Raw genomic sequence first — 20719 nt, forward strand, 5'->3', positions numbered from 1 at the left:
AAAAAAGGACAAGGCGGGGCCTTGTCCTTTTTCTATTGCACGCCGTTGCGGCCGGAATATCACGAATCGCTTCAACCTGTTCCGCGGTCAGTCCGGCCTGGGCGTCGCCGCCCAGCGCAGCGTTGAACGGGCGCACCTGCGTAAGGGTGTTGCCGCAGTAACCGCCGGTTGGGCTGTTCGCGATCAACTGCAGCTCGTCCGTGGGGTGGTGCTGGTGGTTCTCCTCTACAGTGGGGGACGGCGGTGCCTCCAGATGGCCCGCGCCGCTGTCCGGAGCCGCTCCCCAGCTGTATAGTGGAAGGGAAAGCAGCGGCAGGAGCAGAAAAGAACGATACATACCTCCTTTTCCGGCTTAGGCAGAAGGTTCCGCGCCTCAGTCCGGTTCGGCGCTGCCGATTTCCCGCAGAAGCCGCTGGCGCGTATCGTCAAACAGCAGTTGCTTATTGTGCGCGAAGTAGGCCTCGCAGCCAAAATTTTGGATAAACCAGGAGGTAAAGTAATTCGCGGTCAACTCGGTGGCGAACAGCACAAGCTCCTGGCTGTTCGGGATGGCCGCGTCGAGGAAAGCAAAGACGTTCGCCAGTTGCCGGTCCGTGCGGTCCGCCGCGTCCGCGCGCGCCTGCACATCCTCCTGGAACAGCGCCTTGAGCCGCTCGAACGCCTGCCCCTTAGGCACCTTTTCCAGCGCGAGCGCCTGCTGGAAAGCCGCGAGCCGCTCGGCCTCGCGCGCGGCGGTAAACAGCGCGTCCTTGTCGGTCGAGCCTGCGTCGCGGCGGCGCGTGAGCGCGGCCTGTTTTTCGTCCAGCAGGGTGCCGAGCATTTTTTCGCCCTCGCGGATATGGACGAGGTCCTGATGCAGCGCGTCGGTGAGACGGTCCAGCCGGTATGCCTCGCGCGCGCTGTCCGCCAGCCGCGCGAGCAGCAGGCCAAGCACGCCCAGCTTCTCGTCGAACGCCGCGCCCGCCAGCTCGGAGGCGCGCACCTTTTCCCAGGCGCCGTCCAGGATCTCCTCCACGCGGTAGACGCGCTTGTATTTTTCATAAAGCTGCAGGTAGTTGGCGAAATCGGCTGCCACGCGGGGGAGCTGCAGGTATTGCCCGACCACTTGGCGGTCGACGGGTAGGTCGAGCGTTTCGTATACCTGCATCAGCTCGGACAGGTCCTCCCAGCCGCGCGCGGTGACGAACTGCAGCCCGTCCGCGGTCGCCTCCACCCGATAGAAATGGTCGCGCCGGATCTCAAGATAGGAGAGGATCGCGCCATGGATGCCGCGCCGGTAGGCGTATTCCTTCCAGACCGCGAAGTCCTCCTCGACGTCGATGCGCTTGACGCGGTCGAGCGTGACCACGTCGAACTCGCGCACGGATTTGTTGTATTCGGGCGGGTTGCCGGCCGCCACGACCATCCAGCCGTCCGGCAGGCGCTGGTTGCCGAAGGTTTTGCACTGCAGAAACTGCAGCATCATGGGCGTGAGCGTTTCTGAGATGCAGTTGATCTCGTCAAGGAACAGGATGCCTTCCTTGGTACCCGTACGCTCCATCTCGCGGTAGACCGAGGCGATGATCTCGCTCATGGTGTAGGCGGTGACCGTGCGCTCCGCACCGCCGAGCTGCACGGTTTCGATAAAGGGCAGGCCGAGCGCGGACTGGCGCGTGTGGTGGGTCAGCGTGTAAGACACCAGCCCCACGCCAGTCTCCTCCGCGATCTGCTCCATGATCTGGGTTTTGCCGATGCCCGGCGGCCCCATCAGCAGGATGGGACGCTGCCGGATGGGCGGGATGCGGTACGCGCCGAACGCATCCCGCGCGAGATAGGCGCGCAGTGCGTTTTTGATCTCGTTTTTTGCTCGTTTGATATTCATAAAGCATTACCTCGTGCGTTATCCGTTGGTGTAAGGGGACGGGCGGGCCGCCGTTATCCGGCGGAGAGTTCGCTTTCCCGCAGGATCAGCCGGATGCCCCACGGCGGGACGTTGTCGGGATAGGCCTCGCCCTCCAGCATGACGAACGCCGCGTCGTATCGGGGGCGTTTTTTCGGATAGATGCCCAGTCCGTCGGTGAAATAGAGCAGGCCGCGCAGGTGATGGAACGCGCCCTCGCTGACCAGCCGGTCCACATGCGCGAATACCGGCCGGAAATCGGTGGCGGACTGGCCGATCAGCTCAAAATGCTCCATATACTCCCGCAGCTCGCGCTCGCAGGTGATGCGCCTGTCCGCGCGGAGTTGGTCGTCGCACTGCAGGATGCGCAGGTTGAAGCGTCGGAAAAAGCTCTCGTTTTCCCGCAGCAGTGCGTAGGTGTGCGATAAAAAGCCGCGCACCAGCTCGCCCGAGGTGGACATGGAGGTATCGATCGCGATGACGAAATCCTCGATCCGGCGTACCTCGCGCGTTTCGAGCGGCTCGATCAGCGGCATGTTGCCGAAGTGCCGAAGGCCGTAGGCGTAGTAGCCGTAATCGAACGAGTCCGCGTCCACCGCAACCTCCTCGCGCAGCGCGGCAAAACGGCGCAGGAACGAACGGTAGTCCGCGGTCCCGCGCGCGGAGACCGCGAGCTGCTCGCGCACGGCCTCGCCGCCGGCCGCCTGGTTGGAGAATACGGTTTCCATCGCGGTCTGGGTCTGCTCGGCGGCGCGCTGCCACTGACGCTCCTGCTCGTCGTCGCTTTCCTCCGGCCAGAGCGCGTGGTCGTCCACATGGAATACGCGGGACAGCGCCGCGCAGTCATAAAGCCCCGCCCGTTCGCGCCGGAATTGACGGTAAACCGCCTCGGCAGTCAGCACTGGCATGCTTTCGCGAAGCTGCCGGTACAGGTGCTGCCGGCGCACGGAGGGCTTGTCCGCCTGCAGGCAGCGGTAGTCGAGCGCGTCCAGCATGCTTTCAACCGCTACGTCGCAGGCAAGATCCCACAGCGCTCGGTCGCGGCCGCGCGCCTTGGCGGGATGCCGCAGCAGACAGTGGAACACCGTGTGCAGGTATGCGCGGCACACATTTGCGCGCGAGCGCTCGTACTGCTGGGCGAGCCACGGGCCGCTGTAATACAGCGCGCGGGAATCCGTTGCGAGCGTCGCAGTATCGTACCCGTCCGAGACGGTCAGCGCGGCCAGCGCCGTATCCAGAAAGGGCAGGCTCATATACAGCTCGGTGCGGGCGGAAAACAGAATTTCCCGCCCGATTTTTTGCCAGCGTTCACTTTGTGCCATACATAACCCCCTCTTTTATAAGTCAAACGTTTTTGCGCGCCCCTTGGGGGATGATTGTCCGGCGGCGAGCAGCACGGACAGCGCGGCGGTCTGCTCCTTTTCGCGGGCGGTATCGCACGCGGCGTCGATTTCAGCTGGAGACAGCACACCGAGCGACAGCAGGAAGGTGAGCGCCGCGCTTTCGCCCGCGGCGGCGCAGCGGCGGGCGAGCGTGCCGCCGTGGGCGCGCAGGCAGTCCAGACAGGTGGCGCGGGCGGCGTCCGACAGGCCGAACGGCGTTGCCAGCCGCCGTATGGTGACGCGGGCTGCGACAAGGAAATCGTGCCGTTCGAGCAGGCCGGACAACGCGCGGTCGTACTGGTGCGTGCTGAGCGCGCCGCCGTCAAAGCATTGGCGGTAGCCGTAGCCCGCGCCGTGGATGCGCCGCTGGAAGATATGCGCGGGCGTGAGCGCTTCCAGGTCCTCGGAATAGGCGGGGAAGAGCAGGTAGTACACTGTCCCGTTCCAGAAAAAACGCACATCCAGCTCACCCGCGTACTCGCCGAGCAGCTTGTACAGGCAGGTGGGGGAGGAGGGGTCGGCATACAGCCGCACCTCGCGCAGCGCACGGCAGTTCATCAGCGCGCCGCCGCCGAAATCGGTCACCGCGCTGGACAGTGTAAGCGTTTTCAGCCGGCGGCAGTTGTAAAACGCATAGCTGCCCACGCTTTGAAGCGGCTGCGGCAGCGCGACCGAACGGACGGCGTTTGCGTCGTGCTTCGGCTCCGGCCCGCCGCAGGTCACGCGGACGGGAAAAACGTCCTGCCCACGCAGGTCCGGCGCGCGTTCGCTGAGCGCGTAATTCCCGAGCGAGACCACTGGTGCGCCGCCGATCTCGTCCGGCAGGCGCACGCTGTCGTCGCGCGTCTCGCAGCGCAGGATGGCAACGCCGTCCGGTATTTCCCTGCAGGTCAGAAGCAGCTCGTTTTCGCCCTCGACCGTGTACATGGCGTACACCTCCCTCCATTCCGGTTTGATGTTCGTTTTTGATTATAACACAGCCGCGGCGGCGCGGCAATAAATGTGCCGTGGATTTGTGTGTTTTGCCGCTTGACCGTGTTCCGGCGCACCGGTTACAATAGAAAAGCAAGGAGGTGCGGAGGATGAAAGGGATTAAAGATTTTTTGATTATGTATTTCTTATGCGTTATAGTGCTTCTGATTGCGGCAACCGTCCTTTCGGGTGTGAAAGGGGGTTTTTGGTCTCTTCTGCTTTTCGGCGCTTTTCTGGTCACGCTGCTGTTCTATGCTGCATTTCGCCTGCTCTGCCGGATCGATGAGCTGGAACGGCGGCTGGATCAATTGACAGGCGTTCGGGAGGACGGGGAAAAGGAATAGGTGATATTATGATAATAAAATATCATTGTAATAATTTATAAAAATTCTCAAAATGCGCTTGACAAAGCGGGGAAGTAAGAATATACTGTGACCATACTGAACAAACCAATGACGAAGACGAGTAGCAGGGAGACCGAACCTCCAAGAGAGCCGCGGGCGGTGGGATCGCGGCAGGCAAGGGCCTTGTGAATGGACTTCACCAGGGCAAGGCGAAAGGGCGTTCCGCCCGAGTAACTGCGACGGGGACTCCGCCCGTTATCAGGGGAGCGTGCATTGTCGGATGCGCGGAAGCGAGCGGGCGCGTCGGCGCGTCAACTTGGGTGGCACCGCAAGGGTTTGTTTACAAGCCCCTGTCCCATGGATTTGGGACAGGGGCTTTTTTATTTTGTCCATTCATTCATAAAACATAGAAAAAGGAGAGAACCTACCATGGCTAAGATTCCGCACAGACTGTATTTGACCGAAGACCAGATGCCGAAGCAGTGGTACAACCTGCGCGCCGATATGAAAGAACAGCCTGATCCGCTGCTCCATCCCGGCACGCACCAGCCGCTTCCGGAGGAGGCGCTGTACCCGATTTTCTGCGAAAAGCTCGCCCATCAGGAGCTGGACGGGAAAACGCGCTATATCGATATTCCGGAGCCGATCCTCGATATGTATAAGCTGTACCGCCCATCCCCGCTGTGCCGCGCGTATAACCTGGAAAAGGCGCTCGGCACGCCCGCGAAGATCTACTACAAGTTCGAGGGCAACAACACCTCGGGCTCGCACAAGCTCAACTCGGCCATTGCGCAGGCGTATTACGCCAAGGAGCAGGGGCTAAAGGGCCTGACGACCGAAACCGGCGCGGGCCAGTGGGGTACCGCGCTCTCCGAGGCGTGCGCGTACTTTGGGCTGGACCTCAAGGTGTTCATGGTCAAGGTGTCCTATGAGCAGAAGCCGTACCGCAAGGCGGTCATGCAGACCTTCGGCGCGGATGTGACGCCCTCCCCCTCGAACACCACCGAGGCGGGCCGCGCCATCCTCGCCCACGACCCGAACACCGGCGGCTCGCTCGGCTGCGCGATCTCCGAGGCGGTCGAAATGGCGACGACGCAGGAGGGTTACCGCTATGTGCTCGGCTCGGTGCTCAACCAGGTGTTGCTGCACCAGTCCATCATCGGCCTGGAAAGCAGGCAGGCCATGGAACTGCTGGACGAATATCCGGACATCGTCATCGGCTGCGCGGGCGGCGGCTCCAATCTTGGCGGCCTGATCGCGCCGTTCATGCGGGATAAGCTGACCGGCAAGGCCGACCCGCGTATCATCGCGGTCGAGCCTGCCTCCTGCCCGTCGTTCACACGCGGCAAATACGCGTATGATTTCTGCGACACCGGCCACGTCACCCCGCTGGCGCGCATGTATACGCTGGGCAACGGCTTCATGCCCGCCTCCAACCACGCGGGCGGCCTGCGCTACCACGGCATGAGCCCCATCCTTTCCAAGCTGTACCATGACGGCTACATGGAGGCAACCTCGGTCAAGCAGACCGATGTGTTTGACGCGGCGGTGCAGTTTGCCAAGGTCGAGACCATCCTGCCTGCGCCCGAGTCCAGCCATGCGATCCGCTGTGCGATCGACGAGGCGCTTAAGTGCAAAGAGACCGGCGAGGCCAAGACCATCCTGTTCGGCCTGACCGGCACGGGCTACTTTGATATGTCGGCTTACGAGGCATATCATAACGGCACGATGCGCAACCATGTGCCGACAGACGAGGAACTGCAGACCGGCTTCGACACCCTGCCCGGCCAGCCGGAATAGCTACATAACAACCGGAAAGGGCGTGCGTCTGCTTGCCGTGGGCAGATCAGGTGCTGGATACCATCGTGTCGTGGGCGATACTGCTGTTTGAATATGTGGGCGTGGGCGTGATCGTCGCGTCCGGCGTGCGGGGCGCGGTGTGTTATGTCCGGCGCGATCCGGAAACGCGCCTTAAGCTGGCCAAAGGCCTGGCGATGGGGCTTGAATTCAAGCTGGGCAGCGAGATCCTGCGAACCGTGGTCGTGCGGGAGCTTCGGGAGATCGTACTCGTTGGCGCGATCATCCTCCTGCGCGCGGCGCTCACGTTCCTGATCCACTGGGAGATCACAAATGAAGAGAGGACCGCCGGGCATCCGCCCGAGGAGCCCTGAGCAGGCCGCGCCGCGCGATCGGCGCGGCCTGCTTTTTCCGTTTTCGTGGTGTGCTAAACGGGGCGAGCGAAAATATTAAGAAATTCCCTCGGTTTTTCTTAATATTTGTCTGGTATCCTGAGATAAAGGAGGGATACGGATGCGGAACCTTTTGCTTCTGGCCTATGAAGCGGCAGCGGTTTTGCTGCCCGGCCTTGTACTGTGCGCGGCGCTGTACCGGCGAGGCGGGAAAACTGGACGGGCTGCGCCGCCTTTGCTGCTCCTGCTGTTTGCCATATACCTGTTTGGGGTGTTCCATGTGACCGGCGCGGGAACGATGTACGACGCGCTCCAGCGCGGGCTGGAGTGGAACGCCGGTCAGGTCAACCTGCTGCCGTTTTCACGGGAAGCTGATCCGATGGGCTATGCGCTGAATGTCGTGCTGTTCCTGCCGTTCGGCCTGCTGCTGCCCCTGCTCTGGCCCGCGCTGGACAGGCTGGGACGCGTGGCCGCGGGCGGGTTTGCCTTTTCCCTGCTGATCGAGCTCAGCCAGCTACTTAACAACCGCCGGACGGATGTGGACGACCTGCTGATGAACACGCTGGGCGCGGCGCTGGGGCTGCTGCTGTATCGGGCGCTGGCATGGGCGGGGCAGCGCTGTGGGAGAAAGCGGGGAGAGGTTTGCGAACCGACGCCCGCGCTGTACATCGTGGCGCTGTTCGCCGGGCGCTTCCTGCTGTTTCATGAGCTGTGGGCGGCGGGGCTGCTGTACGGCTTTGCCGGATGAAAACACAAAAGCCGGTTGCGTTCCGGCGGAATATACCGTATACTGTCTTTTATGAGACAGGAGGACGGTATACATGGAGACGCGGGAACGGAAACGGCTGTTGCTGCATATTCTACTGGCGGCCCTGCCGTTTTGGCTGCTCGATCTGACGCTGCGCGCGGCAACGGGCGGCGCGGCGTGGTATCCGCTGTACGCAGCCGCGCCCAACCTGTTCTCCCTTGGCTTCGGCGCGCTGTTCACTGCTTTGGCGCTGCTGCCCCCGCGCCGCTGGGGACGCCTGCTTTACGGGCTGATTTACGCGGTGTGGGCGGTCTATGCCGTGGTGCAGTATGCCGTATGGCGCATCCTCGACCGCGTTTTATTCCTCTCGGATTTCCTGTTCGCGGGGGAGGGGCTGGATTTTGCCGGCTATGCCCGCCAGATCATCGACGGGCGGCTCGCAGCGGTTGCGATGCTTTTGCTGCTGTGGGGCGTGCTGGGCGTCTGGTCGCTGCCCGCGGGGAAGGAACGGCGGCAGGCTCTCCCACTGCTGGCGGCGTTCCTTCTGGCGCAGGGATTCGCGCCGCGCCTGTACGCGCCGGTGCCGGAAACGCTGGACTGGGATGCATGGGAATCGAGTGGGTATGAATACGAACGCTTTTCTTCGCCCGTTTACGACCTGGCGTTGACTGGACCGTACCAGTTTGTGCTGCACGACGCATGGCTGTCGGTCGCGCCCGATCCGGACGGGGCGGAAAAGCGGGCGCGGGTGGACGCGTTTTTCGCGGAGCGGCCCGCCCATCAGGAAAACGAGATGACCGGCCTGCTCGCGGGCAAAAACCTGATCCTGGTGCAGCTGGAAAGCATTGACGATTTCGTCCTGAACGAACAGAATACGCCTACGCTCGCGCGCCTGCAGCGTGAGGGGATCTGTTTTTCCGAGTTCTATACCCCTCAGTATTCCAACGGCTATACCTTTAATACGGAATTTGCCGCGCAGACCGGACTCTATCCCTATGCTAACGGAAACGTCGCCTATTCGCTCAGCCGCAGCGCGTTTCCCGATGCGGCGGGCAGCCTGTTTGGGGACGCCGGCTATACCGCAAACTCCTTTCATAAGAGCGAGGCCAAGTTTTACAACCGCGGCGCGATGCACCAGGCGTTCGGCTATGAGCAGTACCATTCCGCGCTGCACTATGCGTCCGGCGAGCTGGAGGTTGGGGTGGATCGCTTTCTGGTGGACTGCGACGAGCTGTATGCGCGTATGATCGACACGGAACCGTTTCTGGACTTTTTGATCACTTACAGCGGCCACCTTGGCTATGACGAGATCGACGCGCTGACTACCTACGCGCTCGAACAGTATCCGGAATATGCGGATGACAGCCGACCGTATGAAATAAACGGCCTGTTTGCCAAGGCGCGCCTGACCGACGATATGTTTGCGCGCCTGCTCGAGCGGCTTGCGGAGGACGGGCTGCTGGAAAACACAGTGCTCTGCGTGTACGACGACCATTATGCCTACGGTCTGACCGACCGCGCGGTGCTGGAGGAATATTCCGCGGCCGCAGGCGGCCGCCTGCTGGAGCGCACGCCATGCTTTATCTGGTATGAGGGCTGCACGCCGCGCACGGTGGACAAGACGATGCAGACCGTTGACCTGCTGCCGACGCTGGCGAACCTGTTCGGTCTGCCTGCGCCCCGTACCCTGGGGCGGGATGCCTTTGACCCGTCATACGCAGGCTGCGCCATTTTTCCTGACGGCACCTGGCTGACCGACGCCGCCTATGTCCAAAATGGAAAGGTCGTGTGGAACGACGGGATGGCCGAAGAGGAGGTCGCGGAGATGAACGCGTACGCACGCCGTTTCCAGGAGGTCAACGACGCGATCCTTGACACGGATTATTATAGAGAGATATAAAACGAACCGGCTTCCCACAAGGGAAGCCGGTTCGTGTTTTTAAGAGACTGTAGAGCGGAATGAGCCGGCAGACTGTCGTCCAGTACTGGGGAAACAGGCACGCGCCGCCGCAAAGATGAAAGGCTACCCCAAAAGGGAAGCCTTTGGTTTTGTGACAGCGGTCAGTTGAAATACACCAGCTCCTCCGCCGGCCTGTCGGCGGGGACGACCTCGACCGCATGCAGCACAGGGCCTTCGCCGCGGTACTGGGGCAGGGCTTCGACCGTGACCGAGGCGGTTACGCGCACCCAGTCGCGCAGCTTGAGGTCCTTTGCGTTGGGATAGCGGCACAGGAAGCCGAGGAACGTGACGTCGTCCGCGCAGCAGACCATGCCGAACCGGCCGGGGACAAACGATCCGGACGGCACATTGCCGCCGACATACACCTGCGCGCGGAAGCGGATGGTCTTGCCGTCGTACTTGCTGGGATCGCCGGTGGCGTCGATATACCACAGGCCGTAATCCTCATCCCCGATATCGATGATATCCGCGTTGAGATCGAACGGCAGGGGCATGTTGCGGGCGTAGTCCTCGCTGTTTCCGTCCACGTCGTCCAGATAGATGGTCGCACGCGGGTTCATGGCGCGGATGTTCTTCTGATAGAGCATCTCCTTGAGCGCATCGGTGCAGCGGTTGAACACCACTAGGTCGGCGGTGGTGATATGCTCGAACATCATCGGCCCCATATTCGCCGAGTACAGCGCAAAGGTGGAAGCGTCCACCGTTGTGACGATCTGGTACAGCTCCCAGCGGGCGGGGAAAACGGAGGTCAGGTCGTCCAGCTTCCACATACCGTTGTATTCGATCAGGATGCGGTCGGGGTCGTATTTCTGCTCGACGCGCTTGAGGATATTGGGCGTCAGCCGGCTGGCCGATTCGATGGGGACGAGCGCTGTGCCATAGCGCAGCAGCTCCTGCTCGTCATACTCCTCGATGCCCTCCTCACAGAGTAGGAGCGCGGTGCGCTCGTTCTCCGTGAAGCCGGGGTCGGCGAGAATCTCTTTGATAAAACGGGTTTTGCCACTTTCCAGAAAGCCGGTAAATATATAAACCGGTATCGGGTCCTTTTTGGGCATAAGGCTTCCTCCTCAGGCAAGGCCGAACAGGGAAGCAATGCGCTCCTCGTCCAGCTCGGCGCCGATCACACACAGGCGGCCGGTATAGTCGGCGGCGCCGCGGCGGATATCGGGCGCGCCCGGAACATAATCAAAATGCAGCCACTGGCCGCCGTCGGCCGCGGGTACGATGCCCTTGGCGCGCAGCACGGTGCCGAGCGACAGGTCGCCCAGGCCGGTCAGCGCATTCTGCAGGTCCTCCTCTGTGTACAGATGCGGGGTCTCCACACCCCAGGAGGTGAACACCTCGTCCGCGTCGTGGTCGTGGCCGCAGCTGCAGTGGTCGTGCTCGTGGTGATGATGCGCGTGACCGTGCTCATGGTCGTGGCAGCCGCAGGTGCAGTCCGGACCATGTTCGTGGTGGTGTTCATGGTCATGCTCGTGTTCGTGGTCATGCTCGTGTTCGTGGTCATGATGGTGTTCGTGTGCATGCTCGTGGTGGTGATGCGCATGATGCGGTTCGCGTGCGATCTCGTCGAGCACCTCCTGCACCAGGTCGCGGCTGCCCTCCATAGTTGCGAGAAGCTGTGCGCCGGTCAGCTCTTTCCACGGCGTGGTGACGATACGGGCGTGCTCGTTCAGGCCGCGCAGCAGGGCAACGGTTTCGTCCAGACGCCGCGCCGTACACGCCGCCGTGCGGGAAAGCAGGATCGCGCCGGCATGCGCGACCTGGTTTTCAAAAAATTCGCCGAAGTTTTTCAGGTACATTTTCGCCTTGAGCGCGTCGACAACCGTGACGAACGAGTTGAGCGTCACATCCAGATGCGCGTTCTGCACGGCGGCGATTACATCAGACAGCTTGCCGACGCCCGAAGGCTCGATCAGGATGCGGTCCGGATGGTACTGGTCGACCACCTCATGCAGCGCTTTGCCGAAGTCGCCGACGAGCGAGCAGCAAATGCAGCCGGCGTTCATTTCGTTCACCACGATGCCGGCTTCCTTGAGGAATCCCCCGTCGATGCCGATCTCCCCGAACTCGTTTTCAATCAGCACGACCTGCTCGCCCTGCAGGGCGTCCGCCAGCAGGCGCTTGATGAGCGTGGTCTTCCCCGCGCCGAGGAAGCCGGAAACGATATCAATTTTTGTCATAGCTTTCGCCTCACCAATGTAAAATTTATAGGATGAACCTAGTATACCACGTTTTAGCAAAAAAGAAAAGTTTTAGAGTTAGCTTTTGCTAATCAAAGTGCAAAAAGCATGATTTCACCGTGGAAAAGCCAGAGAATACTGTGCAAAAAAACGATAAAACTGTGCAAAAATAAAATGCACAATGAGAATACAACACATCGAAGACAGATGTCTAAAATGGGGAAAAGCGCTTGTATGGGCAGTTTGCCTGTGCTAAAATGAATTCATCTTGTGAAAAAGATGGTCATGGTCACAAAAGAGAGGGAATCCGCTATGAAAATAACTGCACAGTGGATCGCGGAGCAGTGCGGCGTGTCGCGCGGCACGGTCGACCGAGTGGTCAACGGTCGGCCGAACGTCGCGCCGGCGGTGCGCGAACGGGTGCAGAAAGTCATTCGGGAATATGGGTACACCACGCCGGCACAGCGGCATGCGCTGCGCGCGGAGGGAGACTGCCGTATCGGCGTGCTGCTGCCGTGCCTTGATACGCTGCTGATCCGGAAAATGCGCGAAGGGCTTCGGCTGGCGGTGCGGCAGTGCGGCGCTGCCGATGTGAACCTTTGGGTGGAAGAGCTGAAAAGCCGGTCGCACCGCTCGTATTTTGAAGCGATCGGCCGGATGGAGGAAAAAGGCGTCGGCGGCCTGATCGTGGCGGCGCCCGATACGGTCGCCATGGCAGAGGAGATCGACCGCCTAGCAGGGCATGGTGTGCCGGTGGTCGCCTGCTGCGCGGATGTACGGCGCAGCGGGCGGCTGTGCTATGTCGGCGCGGATATGGAAAAGTCCGGCCGCGTCGCGGCAGGGCTGATCGCCCCGTTCGTCGCCGGTGGCACGGTGCTCGCGCTGTCCGATCAGCGGGAATTCGCCGGACGGGAGGCGCGCATGCGGGGCTTTCTGGAACGGATGCGCGAGCTGGCCGACGGGCGGTTTCACGTTGAGCTGGTGGAAAGCGAGGGCGCATACGACCGCTCGTGCGAAGGGCTGCTGCAGCGGCATCCGCATGTCCGCGCCATTTATATGCCCAGCGAACTGGCGGGGATATGTCTGGAGGACCCCGCCTATTTGCGTCGGGCAGGCACGATACGGACCGTGTGCCATGGGATGACCGCGGCCGTGCAGCAATATCTGGAGCGGGGGCGGCTGGACTTCGCAATAGACCAGAACCCGCTTTTGCAGGCCGCGCGCGCGGTCGAGATACTGGTGCGGGCGCTGCGGACGGGGGAGTCGCCGCGTCAAACAGAAGAATATATGGACATACGCATTATCACACGCGAGCTGCTGTGACAGGAGAGGAGACAAACGGAAAGACCATGAATCGAAGAGTAATCGGCGCGCTGCTGGCCGGCGCGCTGTGTATGGCAACGGTCGCGCCGGCCGGCGCCGTGAACGGCGGTGGGAGCGTCGCCGTTCAGGAGGAGGCGCCGCCGGAAACGCTTACCGTCAAGCAGATGGGACTGCGGGCGGTCGAGCGCGCGGTATCGGAAAACAACGCGAGCGTGCAGTCGCTGCGGAAGACCGCGGCCGGTATGGATACCGGCTCGAGCCTGTCCGAGCAGTTTGAGGCACAGGGCGGCGCGCTGGAACTGCAGATCAAGCAGTACCAGGAGATGATCGGCAAAATGGAAGAGGCGATGGAGCAGATAGCTGATAAGGAGAGCGACCTGTATAAGACCTACGAGGCGCAGAAAAAGCTGCTGGAAAACCAGCGGGACAGCCTGCAGCAAAGCGCGGACAGCCTGCCGGTTCAGGGCGCGGCGGCGGTCATGCAGATCGAGGATGCGGTATACCAGCTCAGGAAGCAGGCGGATAACGTGGCCGACCAGCTTACAATGGCCGCGCAGACGCTGTTGATCTCCATTCAAAACCTGCAGTATTCGCAGCAGAAGCTCGAACGGCAGCTTGCCTCGCTTGACCGCAGCCTGGATGTAATGGAAACGCAGCTTTCCCTTGGACTGGTCAGCCAGTACCAGATGGATACCGTGCGCAATCAGCGGGATAACCTTGCGCTTGGCATCACAAACCTACAGACACAGTGCAACAACCTGGCAAGCAGCCTTGCGCTGATGTGTGGCTATGACGCCGGAACGCTGGTGATGCCGGCGGCTTTCGCGGCGGTGACGGAAAAGGATCTGAAAGCGATGTCCTACGAAGCGGATTTGGAAGAAACGCTGAAGAACAGCTTTTCCATCTGGCAGAAGCGCAATACGCTGCGGCAGGCGCAGAACGTGTATGACGACAGCTATGACAGCAGCGTGTATGCCGTGCAGTCCGCGCGCGAAGCGCTGGCCATCGAGCAGGAAAGCGTGGAAGCGGCCTTCGCCAGCATGTTCCAGTCGGTGCAGGACTGCCGCGGCACCCTGCAGGCCGCGCAGGCCGCCGAACAGCAGGCGGAGCTGGATTTCAAAACCAGCCAACTGCAGTATGAGCGCGGCATGCTTTCCCGTCTGGACTATCTGCAGGCGCAGGATACGCTGGAAAACGCAAAGCTGGATGTGCAGACCGCGGAGCTTGGTCTGGTGTCCGCTTTTAATCAGTATGAATGGGCGAAGCGCGGGCTGACCACTGCCATCGCGTGAGAGAAAGGAGAACAGGATGAAAAGATATATTGCCGCCGGGCTTTCCGCGCTGCTCCTGTGCAGCATGTGCGCGCCCGCGTATGCGGCGGATGCCGGAAGCGGGGAGCAGGCTGCGGAAGCGGAGGAAAGCGCGCCGGTCAGCCTGACCTTTGACACGTTGGAGCAGACCGTGCGAGAAAACAACGTGTCCATCAAGTCGTATGACAATACGGTCAAGAGCGAGGAAGAAGCCGATGTGAGCGTCGATTATGATATGGATTACATAACAATCGTCAACCAGATCTCCTCATACAGGCAGCAGATTGCAGATCTCGAAGAAGCGATCAATGACCTGGACGAAGACCAGGCGGCGCTCAAAAGCACGCTGCAGGCCCAGCTCAATACATTGGAAAGAAGCCTGCAGGCAGCCTACGGCTCGTACAACGACCTAGACGATAAGGAGGACGACGCCAAAGAGGATCAGCAGAAAACCGTGGTCAGCACAAGGCGTGAGATGCAGAACGCCGCGGATCAGATCTGCATGGATGCGGAAAATAATTATATCTCGCTGGAAGCCCTGCAGTATTCCCTGAACGAGACCGAACGCAGCTTGGCCCAGCTTGACCGCAATATCGCGGCCATGGAGAAGCAGGTATCGCTTGGCATGGCGGGATCGAACGAACTCAAGAGCCTGCAGAGCCAGCGGGAGACCTTGCTGGCCAGCCGGACCACCCTGAACACCCAGTATGAGAGCCTGAGCAACACCCTGGCCATCCAGTGTGGCTACCATACGGGTACTGTGCTCAGGACTGCGGCGCTGCCGGCCGTGACGCAGGAGCAGCTCGACGCCATGGACTATGAGACCGACCTGAAAGAAGCGGTGAAGAACAGCTATTCGATCTGGGCCAAGCAGGACGCGGCGGATAAGGCTTCGGATGACTATGAGGACAACGTGACCAACAACCTGTACGCATATGAGGCGGCCAAGATCGCGCTGGACGCGGAGAAAGAGAACGTGACCGCGTCGTTCCGCAAGCTGTACAAGGATGTGCAGGAGAAAGGGGACGCGCTGCGCGCGGCCAGCGCCGATCTGGAGCAGGCGGAAAAAACGTTTGCCGTGCAGCAGGTCCAGTACCAGCGCGGCATGATCTCGCAGATGGCCTTTGCGGACGCGCAGGATACCCTGGAGGCGGCGAAGGAGGCGGCGGCTGAGGCCGAGATCAATTTGTTCACCTCGTATAATACATACGAGTGGGCGAAGCGCGGCGTGATGGACAGCGCAGCCTGACAGAACAGCCGGAAAATCAGACCACAATGGAGGACCAAATGAGACGTAAACGTATTTTTGCCGCGGTGCTCGCGGGCGCGATGCTGTTCAGCGCGGGCTGCGGCAAGGAGGAAACGGTGGAAGAGGAGGCGGCGCCGGCCGGTACTGCCGTCGAGGTGATGGAGGTACAGGCGGGCGAGATGAGCGCCGAATACGCGGTGACCGGCAAGGTCGCGGCGGTCAATGAGGTGCAGGTGTTCCCGCTTTTGGCGGGACAGGTGATGACGCTCCCCGTCAAGGAAGGGGATAAGGTGAGCAAGGGACAGACCCTGTTCACCGTGGATACCACTACCGTCACCTCGACGATGGGCGCGCTGCAGCAGTCCTACAGCGCTACCAAGACCGCGACCGACAGGGCGATCGAATCCGCGCAGATCGGCGTGGAGCAGGCGCAGAGGACGGTGGATAACACGCAGGCGCTGTTTGAGGCGGGCGCGGCCGCCGAGCAGGATGTTACCAATGCCAAGCAGGCGCTGGTGCAGGCGCAGGCGGCGGTTGCGCAGGCGCAGGCGCAGCAGGCGGCCTCGCTCGCCCAGATACAGGCCTCGCTGGATCAGATCACCTCGCAGGCCGAGCTGGGGACGGTTACCGCGCCCTGCAGCGGCACGGTGACCACGGTCAACCTGGTGCGCGGTGGCATGGCCTCGTCCGCTCAGCCGGGCGTGGTCATCGCGGAGGACGGCAAGGTCGAGGTGCAGACCTCGGTCGCGGAGGATGTGTACACCAACATCAAGGCGGGGGACGAAGCGGGCGTTGTCATCTCGGTCCTGTCGGACGATATGGTGCGGGGTACGATTGCATCCCTGCCCGCGGCGGCCAATGTACAGACCAGTCTGTATGATATCTCGATCACGCTCCCGTCCAACGTCAATCCGCCGATCGGCGCGTTTGCGACGGTCACTTTCTATACCAACCGCAGGGAAAACACACTCTCCGTGCCGACCGAGGCGATCCTGACCGGCGCGAATGAGGAGCAGTATGTTTTTGTGGTGGATGACTTCGGCAGCGGGGACACCGTGACGCGCGTTGCTGTGGAGACCGGTTTGGTCAGCAAAATGGATACCGAGATCCTTTCCGGCCTGGCCGAGGGGGATGTGGTGGTCGTGAAAGGGCAGTCTTACCTGTCGGACGGCGGGATGGTGCGCGTCGTGACCGGTGAGGACAGTGTCCTGAACGAGACCGAAGGGCCGGACGATGCGCCGGCCGCCGCGGATGGGGAGGGCTAACTCCTTATGAAAATCGCGGAAACCTGTATCAAGCATAATGTAATGACCATACTGACGTACATCCTGATCGTCGTGTTTGGTTTTTACTGCTTCCAATCGCTGCCGCTCGCGCTCATGCCTGAGATGGAGCTGCCGGTGGCGATCGTATATTCGACCTACGCGGGCGCGGGTCCGGAGGATATCGAGCAGCAGGTCACAAAGCCGCTGGAGTCCGCGTGCGCGGGTCTGGCGGGCCTGGATACGCTGACGTCGACCTCGGCGGAGAACATGTCCATGGTCATTGTGCAGTTCGATTACGGCACCGACCTGGATGAGACGCTGACCGATATGCGCGACAAGGTCGATATGGTGAAATCCCAGCTGCCGGAGGATGCCTCCGACCCGACAGTCATGTCCATTGACATCGACTCCATGCCGGTTATCATGGTGGCACTCACGGGCAGCGACCTGGCCACGCTGCAGTCGATCGCGGAGGATGAGCTGGAGCCGGCGCTCGAACGCCTGGAGGGCGTGGCGTCGGTGGACGTCATGGGCGGCTATGAGAATGAGGTCGCGGTCAAAACCGATGCGGCCCGTCTCAAGGGCTTTAACCTGACCGTGTCCTCGGTCGCGCAGCAGATCGGCGCGGACAACATGGCCGTGCCGGGCGGCGAGCTGGACAGCGGCTCGCAGACGCTGTCCGTGCGCACGGACGGCGAGTATCAGTCAGTGGACGATGTGAAAAACGCCCTGATTTCGCTTCCCACGGGCGGCACAGTGCGCCTGCGCCAGATCGCGGACGTATCCATGCGGCCCAAGGACCAGGACGCGCTGGCAAAAGTGGACGGCAAGGAATGCCTGCTGCTGTCGGTCAACAAGCAATCCGGTTCGAACACGGTGGAGATTGCCGAACTAGCGAAAAGCGAGCTGGATATCCTCACCGCGGACTACGAGGCGCTTGACTGGAGCCTGGTCATGGACCAGTCGGATTACATTAACATGACGGTGGATAACACCGTGTCAAACATCTGGATGGGCGTGCTGTTCGCGGCGGTCGTGCTGCTGCTGTTCCTGCGCGACCTGGGCGCGACGGTCGCCATTTCCGTGGCGATGCCGTGTTGCATCCTGTTCACCTTCCTGATTATGTTCGCGCTGGATATCACGCTGAACATGATGTCGCTGGGCGGTATCGCGCTCGGCGTCGGCATGATCGTGGATAACTCCATCGTCGTGCTGGAAAACATCTTCCATTACCGGACGGACGGGTACGACCGCTGGGAATCCTGCACCAAGGGTACAAAGGAGGTCGTGACCTCGGTCACCGCCTCGACCCTGACGACGGTCGCCGTATTCCTGCCCATCGGCCTGTCGGGCGGCATGACCGGCATGATGTTCAAGGAATTCTGCATCACGATTGTGGCGCTGCTTTCTTCGTCCCTGATTATTTCGCTGACGCTGGTGCCGTTGCTGTGCTATATCCTGCTCGACCGCGGCGGCATACACCGTATTGCCGGTGGCAAGCCCGGCATGCGGGAAGAGTTGATGGGCGACCGCCCGTTTGCACGGATGTATAAGAAAGTACTCAAGCTGTTCATCACCCGCCGCGCGGTGGGCATCCTGCTTACGGTGGTGATCTGCGTCGTTTCGGTATTCAGCATGGGCATGGCCGGCATGGAGTTGATTCCGGAGATGGATCAGGGCTCGATCAGCGTATCGGTCGGCATGCCGAGCGGCTCCACGATGGAGGAGACAGCGGTGATTCAGGACCGCATTGTGGCGATCGCGGAAAAAACCATACCGGAAATGGAGCAGGTATACTACAGCACGGGCAGCTCGGCCTCGGTCATGTCGAGCGCGTCCGGCTCGAGCGTCACGATTTCGCTGGTCGATCTGGAGGATCGCGACCGCTCATCCACTGAGGTCGCCAACCAGCTTCGCCGCGACCTGGCGGATATCGCGGGCTGCGAGATCACTGTCTCGGCCAGCAGCACGTCGATGGGCGAAGGTTCGGATATCAGCGTTCAGCTTTCCGGCAAGGATTATGACCAGCTCGCGGAAGTGGCTGACGACCTGGTGCAGGAAATCAGCGCGCTGCCGGACGCGATCAATGTCGAGTCCTCTTCCGGCGACGAGGTGCCGCGTGTGGCGGTCAAGGTCAACCGCGAGAACGCATCCCGCTTTGGCTTGACCGCGGCCACGATCGGCACGCTGGTGCGCGGTGAGTTGACCGGTTCGACCGCGACCACGCTGCGTATGGGCGGCGAGGAATACGATGTGACCATTTCGGGCGACGAGACGCTCTCACAGGATATCGACGCGCTCAAGTCGCTGCAGCTTCCGGCCGCGACCGGCGGCACGGTGCCGCTCTCCATGGTAGCGGACGTCTACACCGAGCTGTCACCGCAGTCGATCACCCGTATCGATCAGGATGAAACGGTCACGATCACGGGTGAAAGCGAATCGGGCGACAGCGTCGGTATCATGCAAAAGGTCAATGAGATCGTAGCGGGCTACCAGTTCCCAGAAGGGGTACAGATTGAGGACGGGGATACATCGGCCTCCAGCATCGCGGAAACGACAGGAGCCCTGTTGACCGCGCTGGCGGTCGCCATCCTGCTGGTGTATTTCATCCTGGCAAGCCAGTTCAATTCGTTCGCCCTGCCGGTGGCGATCATGCTGATCCTGCCGATCGGCCTGCTCGGTTCGCTGATGCTGCTGTGGCCGACGGGCAACAAGGTGTCCATGGTAGCGATCCTGGCGGTTATTATCCTGGCCGGTACGGTGGTCAACTCCTCGATCGTGCTGGTCGACTATATCCTGCAGCGGCGGGAGCGCGGCGAGGATAAGAACACCGCGATCCTGAACGCCTGCCCGCGCCGCGTGCGTCCGGTGCTGATGACCGCGCTGACCACGATCCTCGGCCTGGTGCCGATGGTGTTTGCGGGCGGCGAAGGCTCGGAGATGATGGCGCCGATGGGTGTGGTAATGATGACCGGCATGGTCATTTCCACCGTCGCGACCCTGTTCATCACGCCGGTATACTATTCGTTGACGGACAGCGTGGTTGAGCGGATCAAAAAATGGGTGAACCGGCCGAAAAAAGAGCATGGCTGGCGGAAGAAATGGAAAAAAGGCGAGGAATGACCGCGTTTGCCGGATAACTGGCCATTGCTTTTTTCGCGTGGATACGGTATCATAATAAAACGTATGGAAACAGCGAAAAAGGAGGCGGGCAAGGTGAAACGATCGATCGCGGTTACCGCACTTTGCGTATTAGTGCTGTCCGGCTGCGCCGGACAGACTGATACGGTGGGGCCGGCGGCGGAGGAGGCCGGTAAGGTCAATCCCCAGATGCAGGCCCTGGAGCAGGCGGAGCAGGCCGGCCTGCTGGACGGAGACGCCGTGAGCGGCGAGACGCTGTCCGAGGAAGAGGTGCTTCGCCAGATGGGTGAACTGTTTGATACGGCGCGCTATATGGCCGCTGCGACCGGTGAAACCCTTTCGGTCGGTGCCGAGGCCGGACGGACGCATGAATACCTGGTGGTGGAGGTCAGAGATGAGATGGGCGAGTCGGTCGGAAAGCTCGCGGTCGACCGTGAAACTGGAGAGACGTACCATTACCTGGGGGACGGTGTGCTCGATGATTACGCCACTTTCCCGCTGTATGATCCGGCGGCGGTGCATACATACGGCTGGGCGGGCTCCTATGCGGGGCCTGCTTCGGTCGGGCTGGAGATCGTGCAGGAGGAGGAAGGCCGGCTGACCTACTGCTTTTCAGACGGCACCGAGGGCGTCGCCGATATAACGGGCGAGACCGCCAAATCCGCGGACGGGGAGATCAATTTCCTGCTTGCGGAGAATATCGTGACCGTTGCGGGCGGCGGGCTGACAGGCAACTACACGGCCCAGCCTGCGGTAACGGAATAACAGAAAAGC

16 protein-coding genes are annotated in these 20719 nt (G+C 61.3%); 11 read left to right on the forward strand and 5 right to left on the reverse strand.

What is annotated here, in order from left to right:
• Positions 1–373: 373 nt before the first annotated feature.
• The 3 genes from H8S45_RS08525 to H8S45_RS08535 are packed head-to-tail and all read right to left on the reverse strand — an operon-like array spanning position 374 to position 4188.
• A complete protein-coding gene (locus H8S45_RS08525; protein WP_107631064.1) occupies positions 374–1861 on the reverse strand; it encodes an AAA family ATPase in 1488 nt (495 codons plus the stop codon).
• Between the two features lie 53 nt (positions 1862–1914).
• Entirely contained in the window at positions 1915–3201 is a 1287-nt protein-coding gene (locus tag H8S45_RS08530; RefSeq protein WP_107631063.1) for a vWA domain-containing protein, read from the reverse strand.
• Between the two features lie 15 nt (positions 3202–3216).
• Entirely contained in the window at positions 3217–4188 is a 972-nt protein-coding gene (locus tag H8S45_RS08535) for a leucine-rich repeat protein (RefSeq protein WP_054327517.1), read from the reverse strand.
• Between the two features lie 155 nt (positions 4189–4343).
• Between H8S45_RS08535 and H8S45_RS08540 the strand changes: the two genes are divergently transcribed.
• From H8S45_RS08540 to H8S45_RS08560, 5 genes are all read left to right on the forward strand, one after another.
• Positions 4344–4577 carry a hypothetical protein gene (locus H8S45_RS08540; RefSeq protein ID WP_054327516.1) on the forward strand — a complete coding sequence of 78 codons (234 nt, stop codon included), beginning with the start codon at positions 4344–4346 and terminating at the stop codon, positions 4575–4577.
• 429 nt (positions 4578–5006) lie between these two features.
• Entirely contained in the window at positions 5007–6377 is a 1371-nt protein-coding gene (locus H8S45_RS08545) for a TrpB-like pyridoxal phosphate-dependent enzyme (RefSeq protein WP_147574177.1), read from the forward strand.
• A 32-nt stretch (positions 6378–6409) separates the two neighbouring features.
• Complete coding sequence (locus H8S45_RS08550; RefSeq protein WP_054327515.1) at positions 6410–6748, forward strand: DUF1622 domain-containing protein; 339 nt, start codon at positions 6410–6412, stop codon at positions 6746–6748.
• A gap of 139 nt (positions 6749–6887) precedes the next feature.
• Entirely contained in the window at positions 6888–7514 is a 627-nt protein-coding gene (locus H8S45_RS08555; protein ID WP_054327514.1) for a VanZ family protein, read from the forward strand.
• 73 nt (positions 7515–7587) lie between these two features.
• On the forward strand, positions 7588–9414 hold the full coding sequence (locus H8S45_RS08560; RefSeq protein ID WP_147574178.1) for an LTA synthase family protein: 1827 nt from the start codon (positions 7588–7590) through the stop codon (positions 9412–9414).
• A 161-nt stretch (positions 9415–9575) separates the two neighbouring features.
• Here the strand turns inward: H8S45_RS08560 and H8S45_RS08565 are convergent, their stop codons facing one another.
• A complete protein-coding gene (locus tag H8S45_RS08565; RefSeq protein WP_054327510.1) occupies positions 9576–10529 on the reverse strand; it encodes a TIGR03943 family putative permease subunit in 954 nt (317 codons plus the stop codon).
• Positions 10530–10541: 12 nt separating this feature from the next.
• Positions 10542–11657: a CobW family GTP-binding protein gene (locus tag H8S45_RS08570; protein ID WP_147574179.1), complete on the reverse strand. Its 1116-nt coding sequence runs from the start codon at positions 11655–11657 to the stop codon at positions 10542–10544.
• 312 nt (positions 11658–11969) lie between these two features.
• Between H8S45_RS08570 and H8S45_RS08575 the strand changes: the two genes are divergently transcribed.
• The 6 genes from H8S45_RS08575 to H8S45_RS08600 all read left to right on the forward strand — a co-directional run bounded on the left by H8S45_RS08575 (position 11970) and on the right by H8S45_RS08600 (position 20710).
• Positions 11970–12980, forward strand: coding sequence for a LacI family DNA-binding transcriptional regulator (locus H8S45_RS08575; protein ID WP_054327509.1), 1011 nt, complete (start codon positions 11970–11972; stop codon positions 12978–12980).
• A 26-nt stretch (positions 12981–13006) separates the two neighbouring features.
• Positions 13007–14272, forward strand: a complete 1266-nt coding sequence (locus H8S45_RS08580) for a TolC family protein (RefSeq protein WP_054327508.1) — start codon at positions 13007–13009, stop codon at positions 14270–14272.
• A gap of 16 nt (positions 14273–14288) precedes the next feature.
• Entirely contained in the window at positions 14289–15539 is a 1251-nt protein-coding gene (locus tag H8S45_RS08585) for a TolC family protein (protein WP_147574180.1), read from the forward strand.
• Between the two features lie 38 nt (positions 15540–15577).
• Positions 15578–16804 (forward strand): efflux RND transporter periplasmic adaptor subunit, encoded by a 1227-nt coding sequence (locus tag H8S45_RS08590; RefSeq protein WP_186949944.1) that lies wholly within the window; start codon positions 15578–15580, stop codon positions 16802–16804.
• A 6-nt stretch (positions 16805–16810) separates the two neighbouring features.
• On the forward strand, positions 16811–19927 hold the full coding sequence (locus H8S45_RS08595) for an efflux RND transporter permease subunit (RefSeq protein ID WP_186949946.1): 3117 nt from the start codon (positions 16811–16813) through the stop codon (positions 19925–19927).
• A 93-nt stretch (positions 19928–20020) separates the two neighbouring features.
• Positions 20021–20710: a hypothetical protein gene (locus H8S45_RS08600; protein ID WP_147574182.1), complete on the forward strand. Its 690-nt coding sequence runs from the start codon at positions 20021–20023 to the stop codon at positions 20708–20710.
• Positions 20711–20719 lie beyond the last annotated feature (9 nt).

The sequence above is a fragment of the Agathobaculum faecis genome (assembly GCF_014287995.1).
GTDB classification, from domain to species: domain Bacteria; phylum Bacillota; class Clostridia; order Oscillospirales; family Butyricicoccaceae; genus Agathobaculum; species Agathobaculum ammoniilyticum.